Annotated in this window: 23 protein-coding genes; 21 read left to right on the top strand and 2 right to left on the bottom strand. The window is 61.8% G+C overall.

Features of this window, described 5'->3' with window-relative positions:
- The first annotated feature begins 16 nt into the window (after positions 1-16).
- The 3 genes from DN611_RS08465 to DN611_RS08455 all read left to right on the top strand — a co-directional run bounded on the left by DN611_RS08465 (position 17) and on the right by DN611_RS08455 (position 3,755).
- Positions 17-1,201: a MalY/PatB family protein gene (locus tag DN611_RS08465; RefSeq protein ID WP_119311087.1), complete on the top strand. Its 1,185-nt coding sequence runs from the start codon at positions 17-19 to the stop codon at positions 1,199-1,201.
- Between the two features lie 39 nt (positions 1,202-1,240).
- Positions 1,241-2,764, top strand: coding sequence for a UxaA family hydrolase (locus DN611_RS08460; RefSeq protein WP_025544473.1), 1,524 nt, complete (start codon positions 1,241-1,243; stop codon positions 2,762-2,764).
- Between the two features lie 154 nt (positions 2,765-2,918).
- Entirely contained in the window at positions 2,919-3,755 is an 837-nt protein-coding gene (locus DN611_RS08455) for a DMT family transporter (protein ID WP_256264618.1), read from the top strand.
- Positions 3,756-4,042: 287 nt separating this feature from the next.
- Here the strand turns inward: DN611_RS08455 and DN611_RS08450 are convergent, their stop codons facing one another.
- A complete protein-coding gene (locus DN611_RS08450; RefSeq protein ID WP_021751270.1) occupies positions 4,043-5,929 on the bottom strand; it encodes a heavy metal translocating P-type ATPase in 1,887 nt (628 codons plus the stop codon).
- 115 nt (positions 5,930-6,044) lie between these two features.
- Positions 6,045-6,263, bottom strand: coding sequence for a cation transporter (locus DN611_RS08445; RefSeq protein ID WP_025544472.1), 219 nt, complete (start codon positions 6,261-6,263; stop codon positions 6,045-6,047).
- Positions 6,264-6,484: 221 nt separating this feature from the next.
- Between DN611_RS08445 and DN611_RS08440 the strand changes: the two genes are divergently transcribed.
- From DN611_RS08440 to DN611_RS08355, 18 genes are all read left to right on the top strand, one after another.
- Positions 6,485-6,847 carry an ArsR/SmtB family transcription factor gene (locus tag DN611_RS08440; RefSeq protein ID WP_025544470.1) on the top strand — a complete coding sequence of 121 codons (363 nt, stop codon included), beginning with the start codon at positions 6,485-6,487 and terminating at the stop codon, positions 6,845-6,847.
- 19 nt (positions 6,848-6,866) lie between these two features.
- A complete protein-coding gene (locus DN611_RS08435; RefSeq protein WP_119311086.1) occupies positions 6,867-7,850 on the top strand; it encodes a helix-turn-helix domain-containing protein in 984 nt (327 codons plus the stop codon).
- Between the two features lie 56 nt (positions 7,851-7,906).
- A complete protein-coding gene (locus DN611_RS08430; RefSeq protein WP_021751266.1) occupies positions 7,907-8,689 on the top strand; it encodes a heparan-alpha-glucosaminide N-acetyltransferase in 783 nt (260 codons plus the stop codon).
- Positions 8,690-8,850: 161 nt separating this feature from the next.
- Positions 8,851-9,999 carry an ROK family protein gene (locus DN611_RS08425; protein ID WP_036631297.1) on the top strand — a complete coding sequence of 383 codons (1,149 nt, stop codon included), beginning with the start codon at positions 8,851-8,853 and terminating at the stop codon, positions 9,997-9,999.
- A gap of 156 nt (positions 10,000-10,155) precedes the next feature.
- Complete coding sequence (locus DN611_RS08420) at positions 10,156-11,088, top strand: carbohydrate kinase family protein (RefSeq protein ID WP_119311085.1); 933 nt, start codon at positions 10,156-10,158, stop codon at positions 11,086-11,088.
- Positions 11,089-11,372: 284 nt separating this feature from the next.
- Positions 11,373-12,032, top strand: coding sequence for a thiaminase II (gene tenA, locus DN611_RS08415; protein WP_119311084.1), 660 nt, complete (start codon positions 11,373-11,375; stop codon positions 12,030-12,032).
- Between the two features lie 2 nt (positions 12,033-12,034).
- Complete coding sequence (locus DN611_RS08410) at positions 12,035-12,790, top strand: ABC transporter ATP-binding protein (protein ID WP_025545093.1); 756 nt, start codon at positions 12,035-12,037, stop codon at positions 12,788-12,790.
- Positions 12,787-13,542 (top strand): ABC transporter permease, encoded by a 756-nt coding sequence (locus DN611_RS08405; RefSeq protein WP_025545092.1) that lies wholly within the window; start codon positions 12,787-12,789, stop codon positions 13,540-13,542. The genes DN611_RS08410 and DN611_RS08405 overlap by 4 nt, the downstream gene beginning before the upstream one ends.
- Before the next feature lie 64 nt (positions 13,543-13,606).
- A complete protein-coding gene (locus DN611_RS08400) occupies positions 13,607-14,620 on the top strand; it encodes an ABC transporter substrate-binding protein (RefSeq protein ID WP_326131160.1) in 1,014 nt (337 codons plus the stop codon).
- 10 nt (positions 14,621-14,630) lie between these two features.
- The gene (locus DN611_RS08395) at positions 14,631-15,812 is read left to right on the top strand and encodes a M20/M25/M40 family metallo-hydrolase (RefSeq protein WP_119311083.1); all 1,182 of its coding nucleotides are present in this window, start codon (positions 14,631-14,633) and stop codon (positions 15,810-15,812) included.
- Positions 15,813-15,961: 149 nt separating this feature from the next.
- Entirely contained in the window at positions 15,962-17,023 is a 1,062-nt protein-coding gene (locus DN611_RS08390) for a M23 family metallopeptidase (RefSeq protein WP_021751258.1), read from the top strand.
- Positions 17,007-17,600: a peptidase M50 gene (locus DN611_RS08385; RefSeq protein WP_119311082.1), complete on the top strand. Its 594-nt coding sequence runs from the start codon at positions 17,007-17,009 to the stop codon at positions 17,598-17,600. The genes DN611_RS08390 and DN611_RS08385 overlap by 17 nt, the downstream gene beginning before the upstream one ends.
- A gap of 139 nt (positions 17,601-17,739) precedes the next feature.
- Positions 17,740-18,081, top strand: a complete 342-nt coding sequence (rplS, locus tag DN611_RS08380) for a 50S ribosomal protein L19 (RefSeq protein ID WP_021751256.1) — start codon at positions 17,740-17,742, stop codon at positions 18,079-18,081.
- Positions 18,082-18,219: 138 nt separating this feature from the next.
- A complete protein-coding gene (lepB, locus tag DN611_RS08375; protein WP_119311081.1) occupies positions 18,220-18,813 on the top strand; it encodes a signal peptidase I in 594 nt (197 codons plus the stop codon).
- A 70-nt stretch (positions 18,814-18,883) separates the two neighbouring features.
- Positions 18,884-19,501 (top strand): signal peptidase I, encoded by a 618-nt coding sequence (lepB, locus tag DN611_RS08370; RefSeq protein ID WP_025543971.1) that lies wholly within the window; start codon positions 18,884-18,886, stop codon positions 19,499-19,501.
- 68 nt (positions 19,502-19,569) lie between these two features.
- Positions 19,570-20,466: a ribosome biogenesis GTPase YlqF gene (ylqF, locus tag DN611_RS08365; protein ID WP_025543972.1), complete on the top strand. Its 897-nt coding sequence runs from the start codon at positions 19,570-19,572 to the stop codon at positions 20,464-20,466.
- 13 nt (positions 20,467-20,479) lie between these two features.
- A complete protein-coding gene (locus DN611_RS17300; protein WP_025543973.1) occupies positions 20,480-20,716 on the top strand; it encodes a PF20097 family protein in 237 nt (78 codons plus the stop codon).
- Between the two features lie 62 nt (positions 20,717-20,778).
- On the top strand, positions 20,779-21,015 hold the full coding sequence (locus DN611_RS08355) for a PF20097 family protein (protein ID WP_025543974.1): 237 nt from the start codon (positions 20,779-20,781) through the stop codon (positions 21,013-21,015).
- Positions 21,016-21,022 lie beyond the last annotated feature (7 nt).

The following is a 21,022-nucleotide window of genomic DNA, read 5'->3' as shown; positions in this document are numbered from 1 at the left end:
TCAGAAAGAGGTAAGGATGGAAAAAACGTTTGACTTTGACCACTTTGAAAGCCGCCTGCCGTGGGGGCAGGTTAAGTGGGAGCCAGCTGAACTGGAAAAGACTTTTGGAACCCAAGACGTTCTGCCCGCCTGGATTGCAGATATGGATCTGAAGACGCTTCCGGAGGTTCAGGAAGCCATCATTGAGGCAGCTAAGAACGGCATGTATGGATATACCAAAGTCACTGATGAGGTTATTGCGTCCTATCTGCGCTGGCAGCAACGGAGAAATGGCTGGAATGCGGCGGCGGACTGGTTCCGTTTTACCCCCGGTGTCGTGACAGCCATCAATCTCCTGCTGCTGTCAGAGACGGAGGAAGGCGATGAGGTCCTGATCCAGAGACCGGTGTATTATCCCTTCGCTGATTCGATACAGCAGCAGAAACGGGTTGTTGTAAACAGTCCGTTACAGCTCAGGGATGGGCGCTATGAGATCGACTTTGCAGATTTTGAGAGGAAAGCGGCATCCCCCAGATGCAGGGCCTTCGTTTTAAGCAACCCGCACAATCCGGTGGGCCGTGTTTATACGGAGGAGGAGCTCCGCAGAGTGGGCGAGATCTGCCGCAGGCATCATGTGTTTGTAATCGCAGATGAGATCCACAGCGATCTGATCTTCCCGGGCCACCAGCATATCGTGTTTGCCTCGCTGGGCCAGAACTATGCGGAAAACTGTGCCGTTTGCCATGCTCCATCCAAAACATTCAATCTGGCGGGGCTTTCTTTTTCCTGCATTATGATCCCCAATGAGGAACGCCGGAAACGATTTGACCAGATGTTCGCACGGTATTGTCGTGCCCATCCGAACTTTTTTGCCCCCGTTGCTGCAAAGGCTGCCTGGGACCACGGGGAAGCCTGGCTGGATTCATGCCTGGCTTATATTCAGAAAAATGACCAGTTCGTTCGGGAGTTTGCGGAAGATACTTGGAATGGAGACGTCAAGATCTCCCCTCTGGAGGGGACCTATCTCCAATGGATTGACTTCCGGAGACTGGAGCCGGATGCCGAAAAACTGCGCCAAAAGATGCTGTATCAGGCCCATGTGGCGATGGACGAAGGCAGTATGTTCGGCCCAGAGGGAAATGGATTTGAACGATTGAACCTGGCTGCACCCCGAAATCTGATCGAGGAGATCATGGATCGCATCGCCGCAGTATTACGGTAAGAGAACACCAATCCTAAATTACTGGAGGAGTAAACAGGAATGAAAATTTACAAAAAAAGCATGCTGATTGAGGAGAGCGACAACGTCGCAGTTGCCGTAGAGCCTATCCAGGCGGGTGAGTGCACACTAGTGGCTGGTGAGGAGATCACGGCCAACGAATATATCAAAGAGGGGCACAAAATCGCCCGCACTGATATCGAAAAAGGAGCCGAGATCATCAAGTATGGTGTACATATCGGCGTGGCCACCCAGTTCATCAAAAAGGGAGACTGGGTACATGAGCACAATGTTTACGATGACTTTGAGGAAATCAACCGGGAACAGCGTGCTTACTATCGCTCCATGGCACCGGATGCCATGGATTACACGATCCACCATAAATACAAAAAGGAAGAGTTGGGCCTGCCGGAGACGATCATGGGCTATAAGCGGGCAGACGGTTCCTTTGGGATCCGGAACCAGGTGGTGGTGATCTCTCTGGTTCAGTGCTCCAACAATGCGGCGCAGCGGATCTCTGCTGCCTGCAATGTCCCCGCCACGTTTGTCGATGCGGCTTGCGGTGAGTTTCCGGATCGCTTTGAGCGGACCCGCAGAGGATTCATCACAACCGGCACGCACCCGAACACCTTTGGCGTGGTACTGCTGTCCCTGGGGTGCCAGCAGACAGATCCTGAAGATGTGGCGGAGGAGATCCGTAAGACTGGCCGGCCGGTGGTGAATATCAGCATCCAGGCGGACGGCGGTGTCACCAAGGCCATCCAGGACGGGATTGCAGCTGTGGAGGATCTGAAGCGGCAGGCAGAGGCCCAGAAGCGCGAACCCTGCCCCCTCAGCGGACTGATTATCGGCGGCTATAACGGCGGATCTGACTGGACCAGCGGCCTGTCCGCCAATCCGGTGGTGGGTGAGGCAATCGATATGCACCTGTCCGCCGGCGGAAGAGCGGTGGAGGTTTGTGGCCGCGGCGGCTATCCCACCACAGCGGCTTCTTATGAGATCGGCATGCGCCTGATGGATATCGGAGATTTCTTCAATGAGGACTGCACCCGCAGAGGCGGTAAGGGCCTCTCCCAGGTCAATCCCACTCCCGGCAATAAGGCGGGCGGACTGACCACTATGACCGAGAAGAACCTGGGCAGCTTCAAAACCCAGGGACATCGCCGGATCCTGGGGATCCTGGACTGCGGTGATCCGGTCCCCGGCGCGGGAGCCTGGGGCATCAACCAGGCACAGGGCGCCAATGATGCCTATGCGTCCACCACGCTGGCCATGAGCGGATGCCATATCTGCCTCTTCACCACTGGGCGGGGCAACCCCATCGGCAACGCATGTATGACGACCATCAAGATCACAGGCAACCCCCAGACTGCGACGGCGCTGGAGGACATGATCGACTACTCCGCAGCTCCCATGCTGTATGGGGAACTGAGCCTGCAAGAAAGCGGCCGCGAGCTTTACGAGCTGCTTCTGCGTGTGGCCAACGGCGAGGAGACAAAGGCGGAAAAGCTGGGAGATTATAGCTGGACAACGCCCCACGGAACCAGTTACAACGGCGACTATTGATTTCTGCTGCGCAGGCCCCGGGTGGGATCGGAACAGACGACCGGAAGTGTATTCCGGTCGTCTGCGCTGATTTCCCGTGCAGACGGCCACGCTGTATGTTGCCATATAAAAGGAGAGACTGATTACGAAAAACAAAAAAACCAAAGCTATATATTTGATGCTGGTCTCATCGCTGTCCTTTTCCATCATGCAGGTATTTGTCAAATTGAGCTCTGAAGAGGTGGGGACATTTGAGCAGACCTTCTTCCGCAATCTTGTCAGCCTGATTATTGCAGCTGTTATGGTCCGACGGGAAAACCTGCAGGTTTTTCAGGAGATCAAACGAGGAGGCTGGGCGCTTTGGGGAAGGTCGTTCTTCGGCTTTCTGGGGATCGTGCTCTTCTTCTATGCGGCCGGTCACGCCCGCCAAGCGGATGTAGCTATGCTGAACCGGGCATCTCCGGTATTTGTCACACTGCTCGCCGGTATTTTCCTGAAGGAGAAGATCACTCCCGTCAAGATCGCCTCAACGATCCTGTGTCTTGTGGGCGCATATATCGCCATGCAGCCGTCCTTCGACTCCAACCCGTTCCCGCTTCTGGCGGCTTTGCTGGCAGCGGTGGTATCCGGCATGGCTTACACCATGTTGTCCTACTGTAAAAATTTCACGCACCCATCTGCGATTATCTTCCACTTTTCCGCACTGAGTACGGTCTGCGCAGGACTGATGATGCTGCCGAATCTGGTGATTCCGTCTCCAAAGGTATTCGTGATGCTTTTGCTGATCGGCGTCTTTGCGGCAGGGGGACAGTTCTTCCTGACATACGCTTATCAGCAGGCCCCGGCCTCTGAGGTCAGCATCTATCAGTATTCCGGTGTTGTGTTCACTGCCGTGTTCAGCTATGCCTTTTTGGGAGAGACCCTGAGCAAAAGCTCCATAATTGGTGGGATTGTGATTCTGGGCGCTATATTCTGGGTGTTTGAAAACACCAGGAAAGAAAAGAACACATGATTTGAAAATCTTGTGATCACATAAGCTGCAGTTCCCTACGGAATTCCAGGCTATTCACCAATAAGCAGGGAACGTCATGGCCGTGTTCAATTTTACTGAAATGACATTTACTCTTTGCATTTTGACCTGGTCTGTACATACAGAACCCGGCGCCGGGAATTCCCGGCGCCGGGTTTTTGTGCGGATTTGGTCCCTTCACGCTTGACCGGAGGGCTGCCTTTGCCTGGGGCTCTGCCGCCGGACTCCGGGACATGCCCGTGCAGCCTTGGACGGGGCGCTTTCCGCGTTCACAGCTTTTTGACGAACAGCGCACGGATGGCGTTGAGCACTGCCAGGATCATCACACCCACATCGGCGAAGATGGCCAGCCACATATTGGCGAACCCCAGGGCCACAAGCACCAGACACGCCAGCTTGATGCCGATGGCAAAGACGATGTTTTCATAGACGATCCGCAGGCACTTGCGGGAGATCCGGATGGCCTTTGCGATTTTGGCGGGATCGTCATCCATCAGGACCACGTCGGCGGCCTCGATGGCGGCATCGGAGCCCATGGCGCCCATGGCAATACCGATATCCGCCCGGCTGAGGACCGGGGCGTCGTTGATGCCGTCCCCCACGAAGGCCAGCTTTCCCCGCTCAGAGTTGTCCAGCAGCAGTTCTTCCACCTTTTCCACCTTTCCGGCGGGGAGCAACTCGGCGTAAACCTGATCGATGCCCAGGGACTGGGCCACCTGGTCTGCCACCGGCTTGGCGTCGCCGGTGAGCATGACGGTCCTATGAACACCGGCGGACCGCAGCGCCTGGACAGCCTCCCGGGCGTGGGGCTTCACCACGTCGGAGATGACGATATGTCCGGCATACTTCCCGCCGACGGCCATGTGGATGATGGTGCCTACGCTGTGACAGGGGATGTACGGCACGCCCAGCCGGTCCATCAGCTTGTCGTTGCCGGCGGCTACCTCCACGCCGTCCACTTTGGCGATGACGCCGCTGCCGCTGATCTCCTGAACATCCGTCACCCGGCTGCGGTCGATCTCCCGGCCATAGGCCCGCTGCAGGCTTTTGCTGATGGGGTGGCTGGAAGCGCTCTCCGCCAGAGCGGCGTACTCCACCAGCTTCTCGTTCTCCATCTCATGATGGTGGATGCCGTTGACCTCAAACACGCCCTGGGTCAGGGTGCCGGTCTTGTCAAAGACCACCGTTTTGGTTTGGGACAGAGTCTCCAGATAGTTAGAGCCCTTTACCAGTACGCCGGCGTTGCTGGCCCCGCCGATGCCGGCAAAGAAGCTGAGAGGGATGCTGATGACCAGAGCGCAGGGACAGCTGGCCACCAGGAAGGTGAGGGCCCGGTAGACCCAGACGCTCCAGCCGGCGGGCAGGCCCAGAAGGAGCGTCCGGGCCAGAGGGACCAGGATGGCCAGGGCCAGGGCGGCGAAACACACGGCGGGGGTATACACCCGGGCGAACCGGGAGATGAAGTCCTCCGACCGAGACTTGCGGGAGGAGGCGTTCTCCACCAGGTCCAGGATCTTGGACACCGTGGACTCGCCGAATTCCCGGGTGGTACGGATTTTCAGCAGCCCGGTCATGTTGACGCAGCCGCTGATGATCTCGTCCCCCTCCCGGACCTCCCGGGGCAGGGACTCGCCGGTGAGGGCGGCGGTATTCAGGGTGGAGGCGCCCTCCACCACAGTGCCGTCGATAGGAACCTTCTCGCCGGGCTGGACCACAATAACGGTGCCGATGGACACCTCGTCCGGGTCTACCTGCTCCAGCTTCCCGTCCTGCTCCACGTTGGCGTAGTCCGGGCGGATGTCCATCAGCTCACTGATGTTCCGGCGGCTCCGGCCTACTGCATAGCTCTGGAACCACTCGCCGATCTGATAGAACAGCATGACGGCGATGGCCTCGGTGTAATCCCCGCTCCGCTCGTACAGGGCCAGGGCAATGGCGCCCACAGTGGCCACGGCCATCAGGAAGTTCTCGTCGAACACCTGGCGGTTTTGGATGCCCTTCAGGGCCTTTCGCAGGATGTCGTAACCTGCGATCAGATAGGGGATCAGGTACAGCCCAAACCGCATCCAGCCTGTGACGGGGAGAACATGCAGGACAGCCAGCAGGGCCGCCGCTGTCAGAATGCGGATCAGCATGATTTTCTGCTTTTTATTCATGAGGTTCACTTCCGATCTGAGCCGCTCCGTGCGGCTGATAATTCAATAAACGTTTAATTGTTTTGGGAAAGAAAACACCCCGCCTCCGGAGGGGGTGCTTTCCTGAAAAACGCGCTTACAGGTAGATTTCGCAGTCGTCCTCCACCTTTTTGCAATTTCTGCGGACCTGCTCCATCACGGCCTTGGGGTCCTGCCCCTCCGCGAATTCCACGATCATCTTCAGCGCCATGAAGTTCACGGTGGCGCTCTGGACGCCTTCGGTCTTCCGGGCGGCCTCCTCCATCTTGTTGGCGCAATTGGCGCAGTCCACATCGATCTTATAGGTTTTTTTCATATAAAAGTCTCCCTTCAGCAATTGAGCAAAACGATTAAGCAATTATTTAATCTATGGTCTTATCATACACGGGGCGGCCCCCCAAGTCAACGGGGGAGGGAGAGAATCTTCCGATTGGGCAAAAACTCCTTCCGATTGGGCCAATGCGGGGCGGCATATTTTCGCTCTTCCAGAATGGCGCGGGGTGTGGTAGAATACAAAACCAGAAGGAGGGACGACCGATGGAAGAAAAGAAGCTGCCCCACGACCATGGACAGTCCATGGAGCGGGAGCTGGAACAGATGCCCAGCGTGGACGATTTCCAGACAGTGGCTGACATCTTCAAACAGCTGGGGGACGGCAGCCGCATCCGGATTTTTTGGCTGCTGTGCCACTGTGAAGAGTGCGTCATCAACCTCTCCTCCATGGTGGAGATGAGCTCCCCGGCGGTGTCCCACCACCTGAAGCAGCTGAAGGCCGGCGGCCTGATCGTCAGCCGGCGGGACGGGAAAGAGGTCTACTATAAGGCTGCCGAGACGGAGCGGGCCCAGCTGCTGCACCACATGATTGAGGCGATGGTGGAGATTGCCTGCCCCTCGGCGTGAGGTGGGAAGGAGCGGCGGAATGAAGCAAGCGGATTGCCTGCGGATGGCTCTGGCGGAGCTGCCGCAGGGGACTATGGAGATCGTGGGGCGCCCTGCGGCCGAACCTGGGGTTTTGTTCACCGGGACATTTCAGGGAGAGACGGATGGACGGGGACGGATGGAGGTCTACCCGGTCTTTCCGGGGGTGGAGGCGTCCTTCAACACGGTCCTGGGCACCTATGCCGCCTTCCGGCACGAGGCGGCCCGGTCCACGCTGGAGATCAACCACTGCCGCCTGGGCCGGGTGGGCTGGGACCTGCGGGACGGCATGTCGGTCTATCTGGGGGAGGGCGATCTGTCCCTCCACAGTGCGGACTGCTGCGCGGATTCTGTGATGCACTTCCCGGCGGAGATGTACGCGGGGCTGATGATCTGCGTGGATTTGACCCATCTGGCGGAGTCGCCGCCCCCCATCTTGGCGGAGGCGGACTTCCAGGCCGAGAGGCTGGCGGAAAAATTCTGCGGAGGCGGGACCTTCGCCCTTCCGGCGGGACCGGAGCTGGAGGAGATCTTCCGGCCCCTGTACCGGCAGCCGGAGATGCGGCGGCTACCCTATCTCCGGCTGAAGCTCCAGGAGCTGCTGCTGTATTTGGAGGGGCTGGAGTCCGGCGGGCGGGAGCTGACCCGGTACGGCTCCCAGCAGACGGCGCGTATCCAGGAGATCCACGCATTGCTGACCGAGCACCTGGACCGGCGGTACACCATTGAGGAGCTCTCCCACAGGTATCTGCTGAACACCTCCACCTTGAAGGAGGTGTTCAAGGCGGTGTACGGCCTGCCCATCGCCACCTATATGAAAGAGTACCGGGTGCGCAGGGCCATGGAGCTGCTGCGGGAGAGCGGCGGGAGCATCGCCGCCATCGCGGCCGCCGTGGGCTACGAGAGCCAGGGGAAATTCACCCGGGCATTCAAGGATGTGACGGGACAGCTCCCCACGGAGTACCGGCGGGAGCACCGGGGCTGACCCCGGAGTGAGATAGACGACCGGTTCCGCCGGTCGCCGGAGAGGAGGAGCGGAAGATGGCAGCAGACAGCGGGACTCGGACACTGGTCCGGCCCAGAAGGCGGATCGCCTCCCTGGATGCCCTGCGGGGCCTGACGCTGGTGAGCATGATCGCCTATCACGCCTGCTGGGACTTGGTGTATCTGTTCCACGCGGACTGGGATTGGTACCGGGGCACCGGCGCGTACATCTGGCAGCAGAGCATCTGCTGGACCTTTATCCTCCTCTCCGGATTTTGCTTCAGCCTGGGGCGGCGGCCCCTCCGGAGGGGACTGACGGTGTTCGGCTGCGGCTGGGTGGTGACGCTGGTGACGGTGCTCTTCATGCCGGAGGAGCAGATCTGGTTCGGCGTGCTGACGCTGATCGGCTCCTGCATGTTGCTGATGGTCCCACTGGAAAAACTGCTGCGGCACGTACCTGTGGGGGTGGGCCTCGCCGCCAGCGCGGCCTTGTTCACCCTGCTGCGGAACGTGAACCAGGGGACGCTGGGATTTGAGGACTGGACGCTGGGAACGGTACCGGAGGGACTTTACCGTAATCTGCTGACGGCGTACATAGGATTTCCGCCGCCGGACTTTTTCTCCACGGATTATTTCTCCCTGCTGCCCTGGCTGTTCCTGTTCCTGGCGGGGCATTTTCTCCGCCGCCTGCTGGCCGGGCCGATGGAGCGGCTGGATCCGGACGCGCTCCGGTGTCCGCCCCTGTGTGCCTTGGGCAGGCAGTCCCTGCCGGTATATATGCTCCACCAGCCGATAGTCTATGGGGTGCTGCTGGGCGGGGCTGCCCTGCTGGGACGGTGATATGGGACAGAATTTAGATGATGTCCTATACCGCTCCTCCGGGTGGGGGAGCGGTTTTTCTTGACGGGCCTCTGGGAGCGTCATATAGTAAACAAATGAAGAATGCCGGAGGCGAACTCCGGCACGGGAGGTTTGACAGGCATCGCGGGAAAGGACAGGTCATGCTGGAGAAAGCGGGAAAAAACAGCGGAGACAACAGGCGGGACAACCGCGGATTGGTCCTGCGCATGGTTGCCACCGGCGCATGCCGGACCCGGCGGGATCTGGTGGTGAGAACGGGCTTGAGCAAAATGACCATCTCCAATATCGTGGGTGAGATGATCGACGGGGATGTCCTGCGAGAGAGCGAGGTGGTGTGCAGCGAGGAGCCGGGGCGGAACCCCGTGCGCCTCCGGCTCTCACCCGAAGCGCCGAAGGCAGCGGGCGTGGCGTTCCTCCCGGGCCGTTGTGAGAGTGTTCTGTGCGGGCTGGACCTCCGGGTATTCCGGCGGGCTGGCACGGACCTGCCGAAGGACGCTCCGGAGGCGGTGCGGCGGGAGACCGCTCTCAGGCTGTTGGACAAGATGCTGTCCGGGACGGCTGGTGTACGGGCCATCGGCTTGGCGGCGGACCTGCCCTGGCGGCCCGGCGGGGAGCAGATGTGTCCCTCGGAATCCGTGCGTCCGGCAGTCCGGGAGCGGTACGGCCTCCCGGTATTCCTGGAGGACACCTGCCAGAGCGCTCTGCTGGTGGAGAGCCTGTTCGGCAGGGCCCGGAACTGCCGGGACGTGCTGTTTGTCAGCCTGGGGGACCGGGTGGGCAGCGCGGTCCTCAGCGGCGGGCAACTGTGCAGGGGCCGGGGAGGACGGCCCCTGGGGCTGGGCCATGTCACCATCTGCGCCGGTGGCCGTCCCTGCCGGTGCGGCGGCCGTGGCTGCCTGGAGCTGTACGTTCGTTCGCCGGAGGTGCTGAAAAAACTGTATCATCGAACGGGACTGGAGGCTTCCTACGCCGATTTCTGCCGGATAACCGGCAGCGGGGAAGTAGACCGGGTGTTCCGGGAGACCGTGGACTTTCTGGCTGCAGGGATCGCCAGCGCCCTGAATCTGCTGAACAGCGAACTGGTGTTGCTGGGCGGCGACGGACTCTGCTGGACCGACCGGCACGTGGCGGATCTGGAATCCGCCATTGCCCGCCTGCGCCCAGCGGATGGGGGCGGCAGAGTCCTGGTGAGAAAGCCGCGCTTCCTGGGGGAGGGAGCGCTTCTGGGGGCGGCCTGCGGCGGGATCGCCCGGATCTTCTCGGGGGAGCTACCTCTTCAAAACGGGTGATTTCCCGGGGCGGCTTGCCGCAATATCGGAAATCCCACAAAAAGTACATTTTTCTCCTATAAAAACATCAGCTAAACGATTGACATTGAACGCTGGAAATGGTTTAATAATCGATGCGAATGATTGCAAAACCACCTCAGACAAGGAGGACCACTGGTGGACCTTTACAGCGTTGGCGAGATGCTAGTTGACTTTTTGCCGGGCAGTGAGCCCGGAAGCTATATTCGAAACGCCGGGGGCGCCCCTGCAAATGTGGCCATCGCCGCCGCCCGGAACGGGTTGGAGGCGGCCATGTGCTGCTCTGTGGGGGATGACGACTTCGGGCGGTACCTGCTGGGCACCCTCCGGGAAAACAGGGTGCGCTGTATCCGGCGGGAGCCCTGCCGGGAGGCGGTCACCACCATGGCGTTTGTCTCTTTGACGGAGGAAGGGGAGCGGAGCTTCACCTTTGTCCGCAAGCCTGGAGCGGATATGTTCCTTCGGGAGGAGGACGTACGGGAGGCGGACATCCGGGACACGGTGATCGTCCACGCCGGGTCGTGTTCTCTCTCCGCCTCCCCAGCGGCAGAGGCCACAGCCAAGGCCCTGCACCTGGGTCGGGAGATGGGCAGGCTGGTGAGCTTTGATGTGAATTACCGGGACATGATGTGGAACGGCAGTCAGGAGGCCTGCGCCGCAAAGGTGCGGGAGATCCTGCCGGACGTGGATCTGCTGAAGATCTCAGAGGAGGAGGCCGATATGCTGGGGGGCGAGGCGGAGCTGCCCGCCCTTATGGAGCGGTACGGATTGACGCTGGTGGTGCTGACCCTGGGCGGTCAGGGTGCCAGAGGATATTTCCGGGGGCGGCGCCTCGCTGTCCCGGGTCGGCGGGCCCACTGCGCGGATGCAACCGGCGCCGGAGACGCCTTCTGGGGCGGAATGCTGTCTCAGATGCGATTCCGGGGTGTCACCCAGGCGGAGCAGCTGACGGAGCCGCTGGTGCAGGAGGCGCTGGAGTACGGCAACGTCAGCGGATGGCTCTGTGTTCAGGGCAGAGGGGCGATCCCCTCCCTGCCCACCCGGCAGGAGATCGAGCGGCATCTGGTGTAAATGCGGGATTTTTACCGAAAACCGGGAAAAATTTATTGACAAAAAGAAGACGGGCTTTTATAATAAAACGTGCAAGGGAGCTTCCGCGAGGAGGCTGAGATGAGGGGCCGGTCCCTCGACCTGACCTGATGTGGGTAATGCCAACGTAGGGACGCAGCACAAGCTATTCGTGCGGAGTCTCTTCCGCACGGAAGAGATAGGATTGGAGCGAAGGCGGGGTGTCCCAAAGGGGACCCCGCCTTTTTGCATGGGGGCGGACCGGCCATTGGATAGGAGGAATACGAATGAGAACGACACAGCGGCTGTACGAGGCCGCCCATCCCATCTGGGAGCAGTGCCATGACCATCCCTTTGTCCGGGGGATTGGAGACGGCAGCCTGGACCTGGAGAAGTTCCGGTGGTTCCTGCTGCAGGACTATCTGTACCTGTTCGACTACGCCCGGGTGTTCGCCTACGGTGTAGTGAAGGCCCGGGACCCCGGCCTGATGCGGACCTTCTCCGCCAATGTGGACGCGATTCTGGGCGGGGAGATGAAGGTCCACCGGGCCTACATGGCCCGGTTGGGCATCACGGAGGAGCAGGTGTTTTCTGTCCAGCCGGCCCTCTCCAATTTGTCCTATACCCACTACATGCTCTCCTGTGCCGCCGCGGGCGGGCCGGCGGAGATCATCGCCGCCATCCTCTCTTGCTCCTGGAGCTATGCGGAGATCGGCACGCGCTTGGCGGCCATCCCCGGCGCGGCGGACCACCCCTTCTACGGCGAGTGGATCCGCAGCTACGCGGGGGAGGACTACCAGAAAACCAACGACGCGCTGGTGGAGCTGATGGACACCCTGGCGGAGAGCTGCACGGAGGCGGAATACCAGCGGCTGGAGGAGATCTTCATCAACTGCAGCCGGTATGAGCTGGGCTTCTGGGAGATGGCCTGGACGCTGGAGCGATGACCATGCTGGAATTTCAGAACGTCTCCTATCAGTACCCCAGCGAGGACTTCGATATCATCGACCACCTGAGCTTTGCCGTGGAACCCGGCTCCTTCCACTGCATCATCGGCATCAGCGGCTGCGGAAAGAGCACCATATTCCGCATGACCAACGGACTCCTAAAGCCCAAGGCGGGGACCATTCTGGTGGAGGGGAAGTCCATTGTGGGACGCAAGCACTACTGCGGCTATATGCCCCAGAAGGACCTGCTGTTCCCCTGGCGAACCGTGGGAGAAAATGTGGCGCTGCCCTTGGAGATCCAGGGGGAGCTGACCCGTGCGGAGCGCCGGGACCGGGCGGAGGCGGCGCTGGCCGACGTGGGACTTGCCGGCTGCGGCAGCAAGATGCCGGACGAGCTCTCTGGCGGGATGCGGCAGCGGGCGGCCTTTGCCCGCACCATGCTGACGGGCTGCGACCTGCTGCTGCTGGACGAGCCCTTCTCCGCCCTGGACTTCCTCACCCGGATCTCCATGCAGGAGTGGCTGCTGGACCAGTGGCAGCGGCACAAGAGGACCATCCTCTTCATCACCCACGACGTGGAGGAGGCGCTGTTCCTCTCCTCCAGCGTGCTGGTGGTGGAGCGCACCCCCATCCGGGAGCTGGCGGAGATTCCGGTCCCCGCGTCCTTCCCACGGGACCGCTCCTGCCTCAAACTGCCGGAGATGGTGGAGCTGAAGGAGCATCTCATCGACCTTCTGCGAAAGCAGGTGACCCCATGAAAAAGGCCTGTAAAGCAAATCTACCTGCCATGATTTTTCTCTTCGCCCTGTTGATTCTCTGGCAGGCGGGGGCCATGGGATTAGACGCGGCCTATATCCTGCCGTCTCCCACCCAGATCCTGGCGAAGCTGTGGGAGCTGCGGGATGTCCTCTTCACTGTTCATCTGCCCGCCACCATGCTGGTGACGGCCATCGGCCTGGGGATCTCTCTGGTGCTGGGCCTGGCCCTGGCGGTGGTGATGGACGAGAGCGACCTGGTCCGCAAGATGATCTATCCCATCGTGGTGGTGTCCCAGACCATTCCCACCACCGCCATCGCACCGCTCTTTGTGCTGTGGTTCGGCTACGGCATCTGGAGCAAGGTGCTGGTGACAGTGCTCATCACCTTTTTCCCCATCACCATCACAGTGTACGACGGGCTCCGCTCCGCCAAGACGGAGATGGCGGAGCTGCTGGAGACTTACGGTGCCACGAAGAAGGACATCTTTTTGAAGATCAAGGTGCCCTGCGCCCTGCCATACTTCTTCTCCGCCGTCAAGATGGCGGTGCCCATGAGCATCATCGGCGCGGCCATCGGCGAGTGGTTGGGGGCCAAGAGCGGCCTGGGCTACTTCTCCCGCCGCATGATGACCCAGTTGGACGGCGCCGGGGTGTTCGCCCCTATTGTGCTGCTGTCCGCGGCGGCCATCCTGGCGGTGGCCGTTGTGAACCTGCTGGAAAAGCGGTTCGTCCGCTGGAGGGGAGAGTCCTGAAACCTGCGGGGCGGGCCCCGCAGGAATCACCTGGATCCAGTTTATAAAGAAAGGAAGATTGATGATGAAACAGAAACTTGCGCTGTTGCTGACGGCGCTTCTGCTGCTCACCGGCTGCTCCTCCGGCGGAAGCGGGGACACGGCGGACGGGCAGGACGATGGAGAGCTGGAGACCATCGACGTGGTGCTGGACTGGTATCCCAACGCCGTCCATGCTTTCCTCTACGAGGCGGAGGAGAAGGGCTACTTTGCGGAGGAGGGCCTGCAGGTGAATATCCTGTTCCCCTCTAACGCCAGCGATCCCCTGACCATGACGGCGGCGGGCCGGGCGGATATCGGCTTCTACTATCAGGAGGACACCATCATCGCCAGGGCCAATGAGGACGTGCCGGTGAAGGTGCTGGGAGCTGTGGTCCAGCAGCCCATCAGCATCGTCTGTGCCCTGGCGGAGAAAAACATCAAGACCCCGGAGGACCTGATCGGCAAGACCATCGGCTACTCCGGCACCCGCTTCGGCGAGGTGGCGGTGGGCCAGATGTTGGAGACTGTGGGCGCCACGCTGGATGACGTGGAGTTGATCGACGTGGGCTTTGACCTGATGAGCGCCATGACCACCGGAAATGTGGACGCCACCTTCGGCTGCTTCATCAACCACGAGGTTCCTGCGCTGGAGGAGGAGGGCTTCGCCGTGGACTACATGGAGGTCATGGACTACGGCGTACCCAACTACTACGCGCTGATGCTGGTGACCGGCGAGGACCAGCTGGAGGCCAACCGGGACAAGTACACTCGGTTCCTGCGGGCCTGTCAGAAGGGCTTTGCCGATATGCAGGCGGACCCGGAGGAGGCATTGGGGCTCCTGTTGGCCAACCAGGACGAGGAGAACTTCCCCTTGACGGAGTCCGTGGAACGGCGAAGCTTTGATGTGCTGCTGCCCATCATGGAGACGGCCGACGCGCCCTTCCTGTCCCAGGACGTGTCCGTGTGGCAGGAGAACATCGACTGGCTCCAGAAGGTGGGCATGATCGACGCCGCCTTCGATCCGGCGGAGGTCATGGTGGACCTGCTGGCGGAGTGAGGCACGGCCGATGGAGGATGCCAAGAGACAGACACTGGCCCGGATCGTCCGGGCCGGGGCGGAGGAGATGCTGCCCCGCCAGCTGGCGCTGCTGGAACAGATCTGCGCCATCGACAGCGGCACCGGCAATGAGGCGGGCAACGCCGCCGTGACCGGGCTGCTGGAGCCGGTGCTCTCCGAGCTGGGGGCCCGGACAGAGCGGGTGACGGAGCCTGGTCTGGGGACCCATCTGGTGGCCCGGGTGCGGCCGGAACAGCCCCGGGGAAAGGTGCTGCTGGCCGCCCACCTGGACACGGTGTTCGGCCCCGGCTTTGCGGAAAAGCACCCCTTTCATATTGAAGGGGAGTGGGCCCACGGCCTGGGGGCCGGGGACTGCAAGAGCGGCGTCCTTATCTCCCTGTTCGGGGCGCTGATTTTGAAAAAGGCGGGCCTGCTGCCCCCCTGGGAGCTGACGTACCTTTTCACCTGTGACGAGGAGACCGGCTCCCGGTCCGGCCGCAAGGTCTACGCCCGGGAGGCGCAGGACGCGGCTCTGGCCCTGGTGTTCGAGGGCGGCCGGGAGCGGGACGGACGTCCCCGGTTTGTCACATCCCGCCGGGGGGTGATTCTGGGAACCGTCGACGTGGCGGGGCGGGAGGCCCATGCGGGCAAGGCGTATCTGGAGGGCCGCAGCGCCGTGCTGGAGCTGGCTCACCAGATCATCCGGCTATACAGCTTCAACGACTATGAGAAGGGCATCTACTACAATGTGGCGCCCATCTCCGGCGGACGGCCCAACGGCGTGGTGGCCGGAGAGGCCCGGGGGGAGTTCTGCGTGGCCGGGATTCCGGAAAACGCGGACTTCCCGGTGATCCAGGCCAGGCTGGACAGCATGGCGGACCAGGTGACGGTGGAGGGCTGCCGGGTGCAGGTCACCTACCGGACGCTGTTCCCCGCCATGGAGCGGAACGCCGCCAATCACAGCGCCTATCTCCGGGCGGCAGAGGCGGCGGAGCTGCTGGGTTGGGAGCCGGAGGAGATCGCGGACCCCACCGCCACCGACGGGGCCTATCTCTCCACTTACGGCGTCCCCACGGTGGACGCCCTCTCCGCCATCGCAGAACAGATCCACACCACGGAAGAGCGGGTGCGCATCCCCTCCATCCGGGACAGGACGGCCCTGTGTGCGGCGATGCTGGGCCTGCTGGGATAACGCCCCGCAAAGCGGGCAAGTGCAAGAGACTGGGAAGGGAGCCCCTTCCCGGTCTCTTTTTCGGCGGGGGCAGACGATTCCCAAAGACGCATATCCCGCCCGGTCGGCGCATAGAGTTTGGAATAGATTCCGACAGGGGAGGGAGCGTCATGGCGGCACGGCACGTTGGGCGGCGGATCGGCACCGTCTCGTCCCAGCATCGGGCGGCGGAAAGGCGGCGGCGGAGTACCCCGGCTGCGCCGCACAGGGTCCAGCGGGGAAAACGGGAAACTCTGACTCCGGGAGAGCGGCGGCATCTGATCCAGCTGGTGGCCTGCGGCAGCATCTTTGTGCTGCTGGTGGCGGTGAAGCTCCTGCTGCCGGGACGCATGGCCCAGGTGAATGCCAAGCTCACCGGAATGCTGGAACAGAACATCGATGTGCAGGCCGTGTTCTCCGCTGTGGGGCGGGCCGTGAGCGGCGAAGCGGATGTGGACGTGGCCCTTCAGGATATGTATCAGGCGGTGTTCGACCCTCAGGAGGATTCCGCCGTGGAGGTGTCAGCCCCGGCAGGGGGAGAGGCGGTGTCTCTCCAGCTTCCTGCGGCCATCGCGCCCCTGCGGGCCTTCCGGACCGGGACCGGCAGCAGCGACGGCTGGCTGGATCTGCCCGCAGCAGCATCCCAGACGGCAGAGACCGCGCAGACAGCAGAGGCCGATCAGACAGCGGAGACTGCGGAAACCGCATCCCAGGGCGCGGCGGAGGCGTCTACCCTGGCCTACGTCCTCTACTCCGACCAGAACCTGCCGGACAACGTGTGCCTGGAACAGGCCCTGCTGGGCTTTGATTACTGCACCCCGGTGATGGGCACCCTCACCTCTGATTTCGGCTACCGGGAGCACCCGGTGGAGGGAGAGGAGCGGTTCCACTATGGTATTGACATCGGCGCCGCCGCTGGGACGGAGATCGGCTGCTTTGCCGACGGTACCGTCACCGCCGTGGGGGAGAGCAGCAGCTACGGCAAGTACATCACCGTTGCCCACGAGGGGGGCTACTCCACCCTGTATGCCCATTGCAGCCGGATTATCGCCTCCTCAGGCGCCTCTGTGAAGGAGGGGGACGTGATCGCAGAGGTGGGGGAGACCGGCGTGGCCACCGGGCCTCATCTGCACTTCGAGCTCCATGAGGGCAGCCAGTACCTAAATCCCATCTACTATGTCTCGCTGGCGTGACCGGATTCGGATTTCCGGCGGCTTCTGGCTGCTGGCGGCCTGGTTCACACTGGTGAACGGCTGGCAGCTGCTGGCGGTGATCCTCTCCGCCGCGGCGCTCCACGAGCTGGGACACCTGCTGGTGCTGCGGCTGCTGGGGGCCCGGGTGCGGGAGCTGCGGGTCAGCGTCTTTGGGGCGGAGCTGATGACTTCCGCCGCCCGCCTGTCCTATCCGGGGGAGATCGCGGCGGTGCTGGCGGGGCCAGCAGTGAATCTGCTGTGCGCGCTGGTTCTGGGGGGCGCCCACGCCTGGGTGGCGGCGGGAGCCCATCTGTCACTGTGCCTCTTCAACCTGCTGCCGGTGCGGCCCCTGGACGGCGGCCGGGCGCTGTATCTCGCGGCCGCATGGCTGGCGGGTCCCTCCGCCGCGGAGCGCATCGCCTGCTGGGCGGGGGGCACGACGGCGCTGGCCCTGGGCGGCCTGGTGCTGTGGCTGATCGGGCGGACCGGCGGGAGCCTGTGGCTGCTGCCGGCTGCATTCGGCCTGCTGGCGGCGGCTCTTCGGGAACTGCACGGCAGAAAGGCGGATTTTTTGTAAAAAATACTTGCATTTTCCTCCTGGCCGTGGTATCCTATTACGGCTACAAAGGGTGGTCCTCTGCCGTGCACACGCCGGAGTGCGTTGATGTGCCTTTGAGAGAAGCGGCATGAACACCTATTATTTAGGAGGAACATCCATGGATCTGATTAAGGAACTGAACAAAGAGCGTCTGGAAGCGGAAGTGACCCCCGTCAAGGTGGGCGACACGGTCCGGGTGCACGTGAAGGTCAAGGAAGGCTCCCGTGAGCGTATCCAGGTCTTCGAGGGCACCGTCATCGCCAAGAAGCACGGCGGCATCACCGAGACCATCACCGTGCGCCGCATCTCCTACGGTGTCGGTGTGGAGAAGGTCTTCCCCGTGCACTCTCCCTCCATCGACAAGATCGAGGTGGTCCGCAACGGTGCTGTGCGGCGTGCCAAGCTGTACTATCTGCGCGGCCGCGTGGGCAAGGGCGCCAAGGTCAAGGAAAAGCTGTGATCCAAGACGAAAGAGAGGCGAAAGCCTCTCTTTTTTCTTGTCACACAAAATTTCCCCGGCATCTTGTGATTTTGACGGTTCTTTGATATACTAGCATACGTTATTGTGAAAAACTGCGGTGCTGGAGGAGGCGGTCACGTGCGGGGAGGAAAACGGCTCAACAGGGACGCGCTTTCCCTCCGCGGGCTGTACGAGTGGGTACAGGTGCTGGTGTGCGCCGTGACAGCAACGGTACTGCTGTTCACCTTTGCGGCGCGGGTGGTGCTGGTGTCCGGCCCCTCCATGCGGGAGACGCTCCAGCATCGGGACTGCCTGCTGGTGATGAACGCCCACCTGTGCGGTGGATTTGAGGCCGGGGACATCGTCATCATCCGGAAGGAGAGCTTCAAGGACGGGGAGCCCATCGTGAAGCGGGTGATCGCCACAGAGGGCCAGACGGTGGACATCGACTTTACCGCCGGTGCCGTCTATGTGGATGGGCAGCTGCTGGGGGAGGACTACATCCGCCAGCCCACCTATCTGGAGGAGGGGCTGGAGTTCCCTGTCACCGTGCCGGAGGGCTGCGTCTTTGTTATGGGCGACAACCGCAACGACAGCGATGACAGCCGGGATCCAGAGCTGGGGCCGGTGGATACCCGGCAGATTTTGGGACGGGCGGTGTTCCTGTTGTTCCCAGGCGTGACTGCGGACACCGACAAGCGGGACTTCGGCAGGATCGGCCCGCTGACATAAGAACAAGGAGACCTCCGGTGGGGGGCTTTCCATCAACAGGGGCGAAAGCGCCCGCGGAGGTTTTGCAGACATGTGGAAGAAAGAGAAGAAGCAGGAGACGCAGGAGGTGTCTCCGGAAAAGGAGGAGGGCCGGGACCTGTATGAGTGGGCCCAGGCGCTGGTGTGCTCCGTGCTGGCGGTGGTGCTGCTGTTTACCTTCGTCATCCGGCTCATCGGCGTGGATGGGCACTCCATGGTGCCCACCCTGCAGGACGGAGACCGGCTGCTGGTGCTGAACGCCATGCTGGACAACGACTATGGGTACGGCGACATCGTGGTGCTGCGGAAGGACACCTTTCTGGAGGAGCCCATCGTGAAGCGGGTGATCGCCACGGAGGGCCAGACGGTGGACATCGACTTTGTCTCCGGCGCCGTCTATGTGGACGGGGAGCTGCTGGAGGAGGACTATATCAACGAGCCCACCTATGTGGAGGAGGGGACGGAATTTCCCCTGACGGTGCCGGAGGGCTCCATTTTCGTCATGGGCGACAACCGAAACCACTCCAGCGACAGCCGCAGCAGCGACCTTGGCACGGTGGACACCCGGTATGTCATCGGCAAGGCGGTGTTCCTGCTGTTTCCCGGCGCGGACGAGGCCACCGGGCAACGGGACTTCGGCCGCATCGGCCCCATTGCGGGGATCGACTGAGCCACGGGGACAGCTTCCTGAGAAGAATTGATTGGGCGCCGCCCGCCGGGGCGGCGTGAGGTAGGACTATGAATATTCAATGGTATCCCGGTCACATGACCAAAACCCGGCGGATGATCGCCGAGCAGATCAAACATGTGGATGCAGTGTGCGAAATCGTGGACGCCCGAATCCCTGTGTCCAGCCGGAACCCGGATGTGGACGAACTGACGGCGGGGAAGCCCCGGCTGGTGGTGCTGAACCGGGTGGACCAGGCGGACCCAGACGCCACGAAGCGGTGGGCGGCCTGGTTCCGGGCAAAGGGGTACGCGGTGATGGAGTCCGACGCCAAGAGCGGCGCCGGGACAAAGCAGTTTGCCGCTGCTGTCAAGACGCTTCTTGCGGACAAGCTGCGCGCCTATGCGGAAAAGGGGCAGAACCGGGTGGTCCGGGTGATGATTTTGGGCGTGCCCAACGTGGGCAAGTCCACCTTTATCAACAGGATCGCCGGCCGCAAGACTGCCAAAACCGAGGACCGGCCCGGTGTCACCCGGGCCAAGCAGTGGGTGCCCATCGACCGCGGGCTGGAACTGCTGGATACCCCCGGCATTCTGTGGCCCAAGTTTGAGGACCAGAGCGTGGGGCTGAACCTGGCCTACACCGGCGCGGTGAAGGACGAGATCCTGGACATGGAGACCCTGGGCTGCCACCTGATGGCGTACCTGGGCACCAACTACCCGGAGGCCCTGAGGACCGGCTACAAGCTCCCATCCCTGCCGGAGCGTCAGGACGGCGGGGAGGACGTGGCCTGGGGCTACCGCCTGCTGGAGGCCGCCGGGAAAAAGCGGGGCTTTCTGATCTCCGGCGGCGAGGTGGACACGGAGCGGATGGCCAAGATCCTGTTGGACGAGTACAGAGCTGGCAAGCTGGGACGCTTCACACTGGAAATGCCGGAGGAGACGGAACAGCCTGCAGCGTCAGAATGAGGGAAGCGCGCCTATGAATTGCCCGTCTTGCGGAAAAGAGCTGGAGCGGGGGAGCCTTTATACGGAGCTGGGGCGGGGCCTTTTCTTCCTGCCGCCCGGCGGAAAAGTGGGATTCTGGGATACGAAGCGCAGTGTGGAACAGCACGGCGGGATTGTTTTGGATGGCCCGCATCATATACGGGGGAGCGACCGCGCAACTGTACATGGCTATGTCTGCCGCGCCTGCAAAAAGATCCTTCTGGAGTATTGACATCACTTGGCGGGAATCGCGGAAAGCGAAGGAACCTGCCCTGCGAGGAGGGAGGCATATCCATGAACTGCCCTGTCTGCGGAAAAGAGATGGAAAAGGGCCATGTCATCACCAAGAACAGCATCGGTCTTTTTTTCATGCCGGGAGAGAAAGACCTCCGCACGTTTTATACGAGGCGGAACATCGAGGCAGATGGCGGCATTGTGCTGGACGGACCGATGACGTTCCGCTACAACCGGACATGGCTTCCCGCCTGGGTCTGCCGTGGCTGTAAGAAGATCGTCATGGAGTATTGGTAGGATGGAA

This window comes from Oscillibacter sp. PEA192 (assembly GCF_003574015.1).
Taxonomy (GTDB): Bacteria; Bacillota; Clostridia; order Oscillospirales; family Oscillospiraceae; genus Oscillibacter; species Oscillibacter welbionis.
This window is presented reverse-complemented; position numbering and strand designations above follow the sequence as displayed.

Excerpts from the sequence above, each read along its gene's own strand:
- DN611_RS08465 (WP_119311087.1), top strand. The coding sequence starts at position 17 with ATGGAAAAAACGTTTGACTTTGACCACTTTGAAAGCCGCCTGCCGTGG.
- DN611_RS08460 (WP_025544473.1), top strand. The coding sequence starts at position 1,241 with ATGAAAATTTACAAAAAAAGCATGCTGATTGAGGAGAGCGACAACGTC.
- DN611_RS08450 (WP_021751270.1), bottom strand. The coding sequence starts at position 5,929 with ATGAATAAAAAGCAGAAAATCATGCTGATCCGCATTCTGACAGCGGCG.
- DN611_RS08445 (WP_025544472.1), bottom strand. The coding sequence starts at position 6,263 with ATGAAAAAAACCTATAAGATCGATGTGGACTGCGCCAATTGCGCCAAC.
- DN611_RS08440 (WP_025544470.1), top strand. The coding sequence starts at position 6,485 with ATGGAAGAAAAGAAGCTGCCCCACGACCATGGACAGTCCATGGAGCGG.
- DN611_RS08435 (WP_119311086.1), top strand. The coding sequence starts at position 6,867 with ATGAAGCAAGCGGATTGCCTGCGGATGGCTCTGGCGGAGCTGCCGCAG.
- DN611_RS08430 (WP_021751266.1), top strand. The coding sequence starts at position 7,907 with ATGGCAGCAGACAGCGGGACTCGGACACTGGTCCGGCCCAGAAGGCGG.
- DN611_RS08425 (WP_036631297.1), top strand. The coding sequence starts at position 8,851 with ATGCTGGAGAAAGCGGGAAAAAACAGCGGAGACAACAGGCGGGACAAC.
- tenA (WP_119311084.1), top strand. The coding sequence starts at position 11,373 with ATGAGAACGACACAGCGGCTGTACGAGGCCGCCCATCCCATCTGGGAG.
- DN611_RS08410 (WP_025545093.1), top strand. The coding sequence starts at position 12,035 with ATGCTGGAATTTCAGAACGTCTCCTATCAGTACCCCAGCGAGGACTTC.
- DN611_RS08405 (WP_025545092.1), top strand. The coding sequence starts at position 12,787 with ATGAAAAAGGCCTGTAAAGCAAATCTACCTGCCATGATTTTTCTCTTC.
- DN611_RS08400 (WP_326131160.1), top strand. The coding sequence starts at position 13,607 with ATGAAACAGAAACTTGCGCTGTTGCTGACGGCGCTTCTGCTGCTCACC.
- DN611_RS08395 (WP_119311083.1), top strand. The coding sequence starts at position 14,631 with ATGGAGGATGCCAAGAGACAGACACTGGCCCGGATCGTCCGGGCCGGG.
- DN611_RS08390 (WP_021751258.1), top strand. The coding sequence starts at position 15,962 with ATGGCGGCACGGCACGTTGGGCGGCGGATCGGCACCGTCTCGTCCCAG.
- DN611_RS08385 (WP_119311082.1), top strand. The coding sequence starts at position 17,007 with ATGTCTCGCTGGCGTGACCGGATTCGGATTTCCGGCGGCTTCTGGCTG.
- rplS (WP_021751256.1), top strand. The coding sequence starts at position 17,740 with ATGGATCTGATTAAGGAACTGAACAAAGAGCGTCTGGAAGCGGAAGTG.
- lepB (WP_025543971.1), top strand. The coding sequence starts at position 18,884 with ATGTGGAAGAAAGAGAAGAAGCAGGAGACGCAGGAGGTGTCTCCGGAA.
- ylqF (WP_025543972.1), top strand. The coding sequence starts at position 19,570 with ATGAATATTCAATGGTATCCCGGTCACATGACCAAAACCCGGCGGATG.
- DN611_RS17300 (WP_025543973.1), top strand. The coding sequence starts at position 20,480 with ATGAATTGCCCGTCTTGCGGAAAAGAGCTGGAGCGGGGGAGCCTTTAT.
- DN611_RS08355 (WP_025543974.1), top strand. The coding sequence starts at position 20,779 with ATGAACTGCCCTGTCTGCGGAAAAGAGATGGAAAAGGGCCATGTCATC.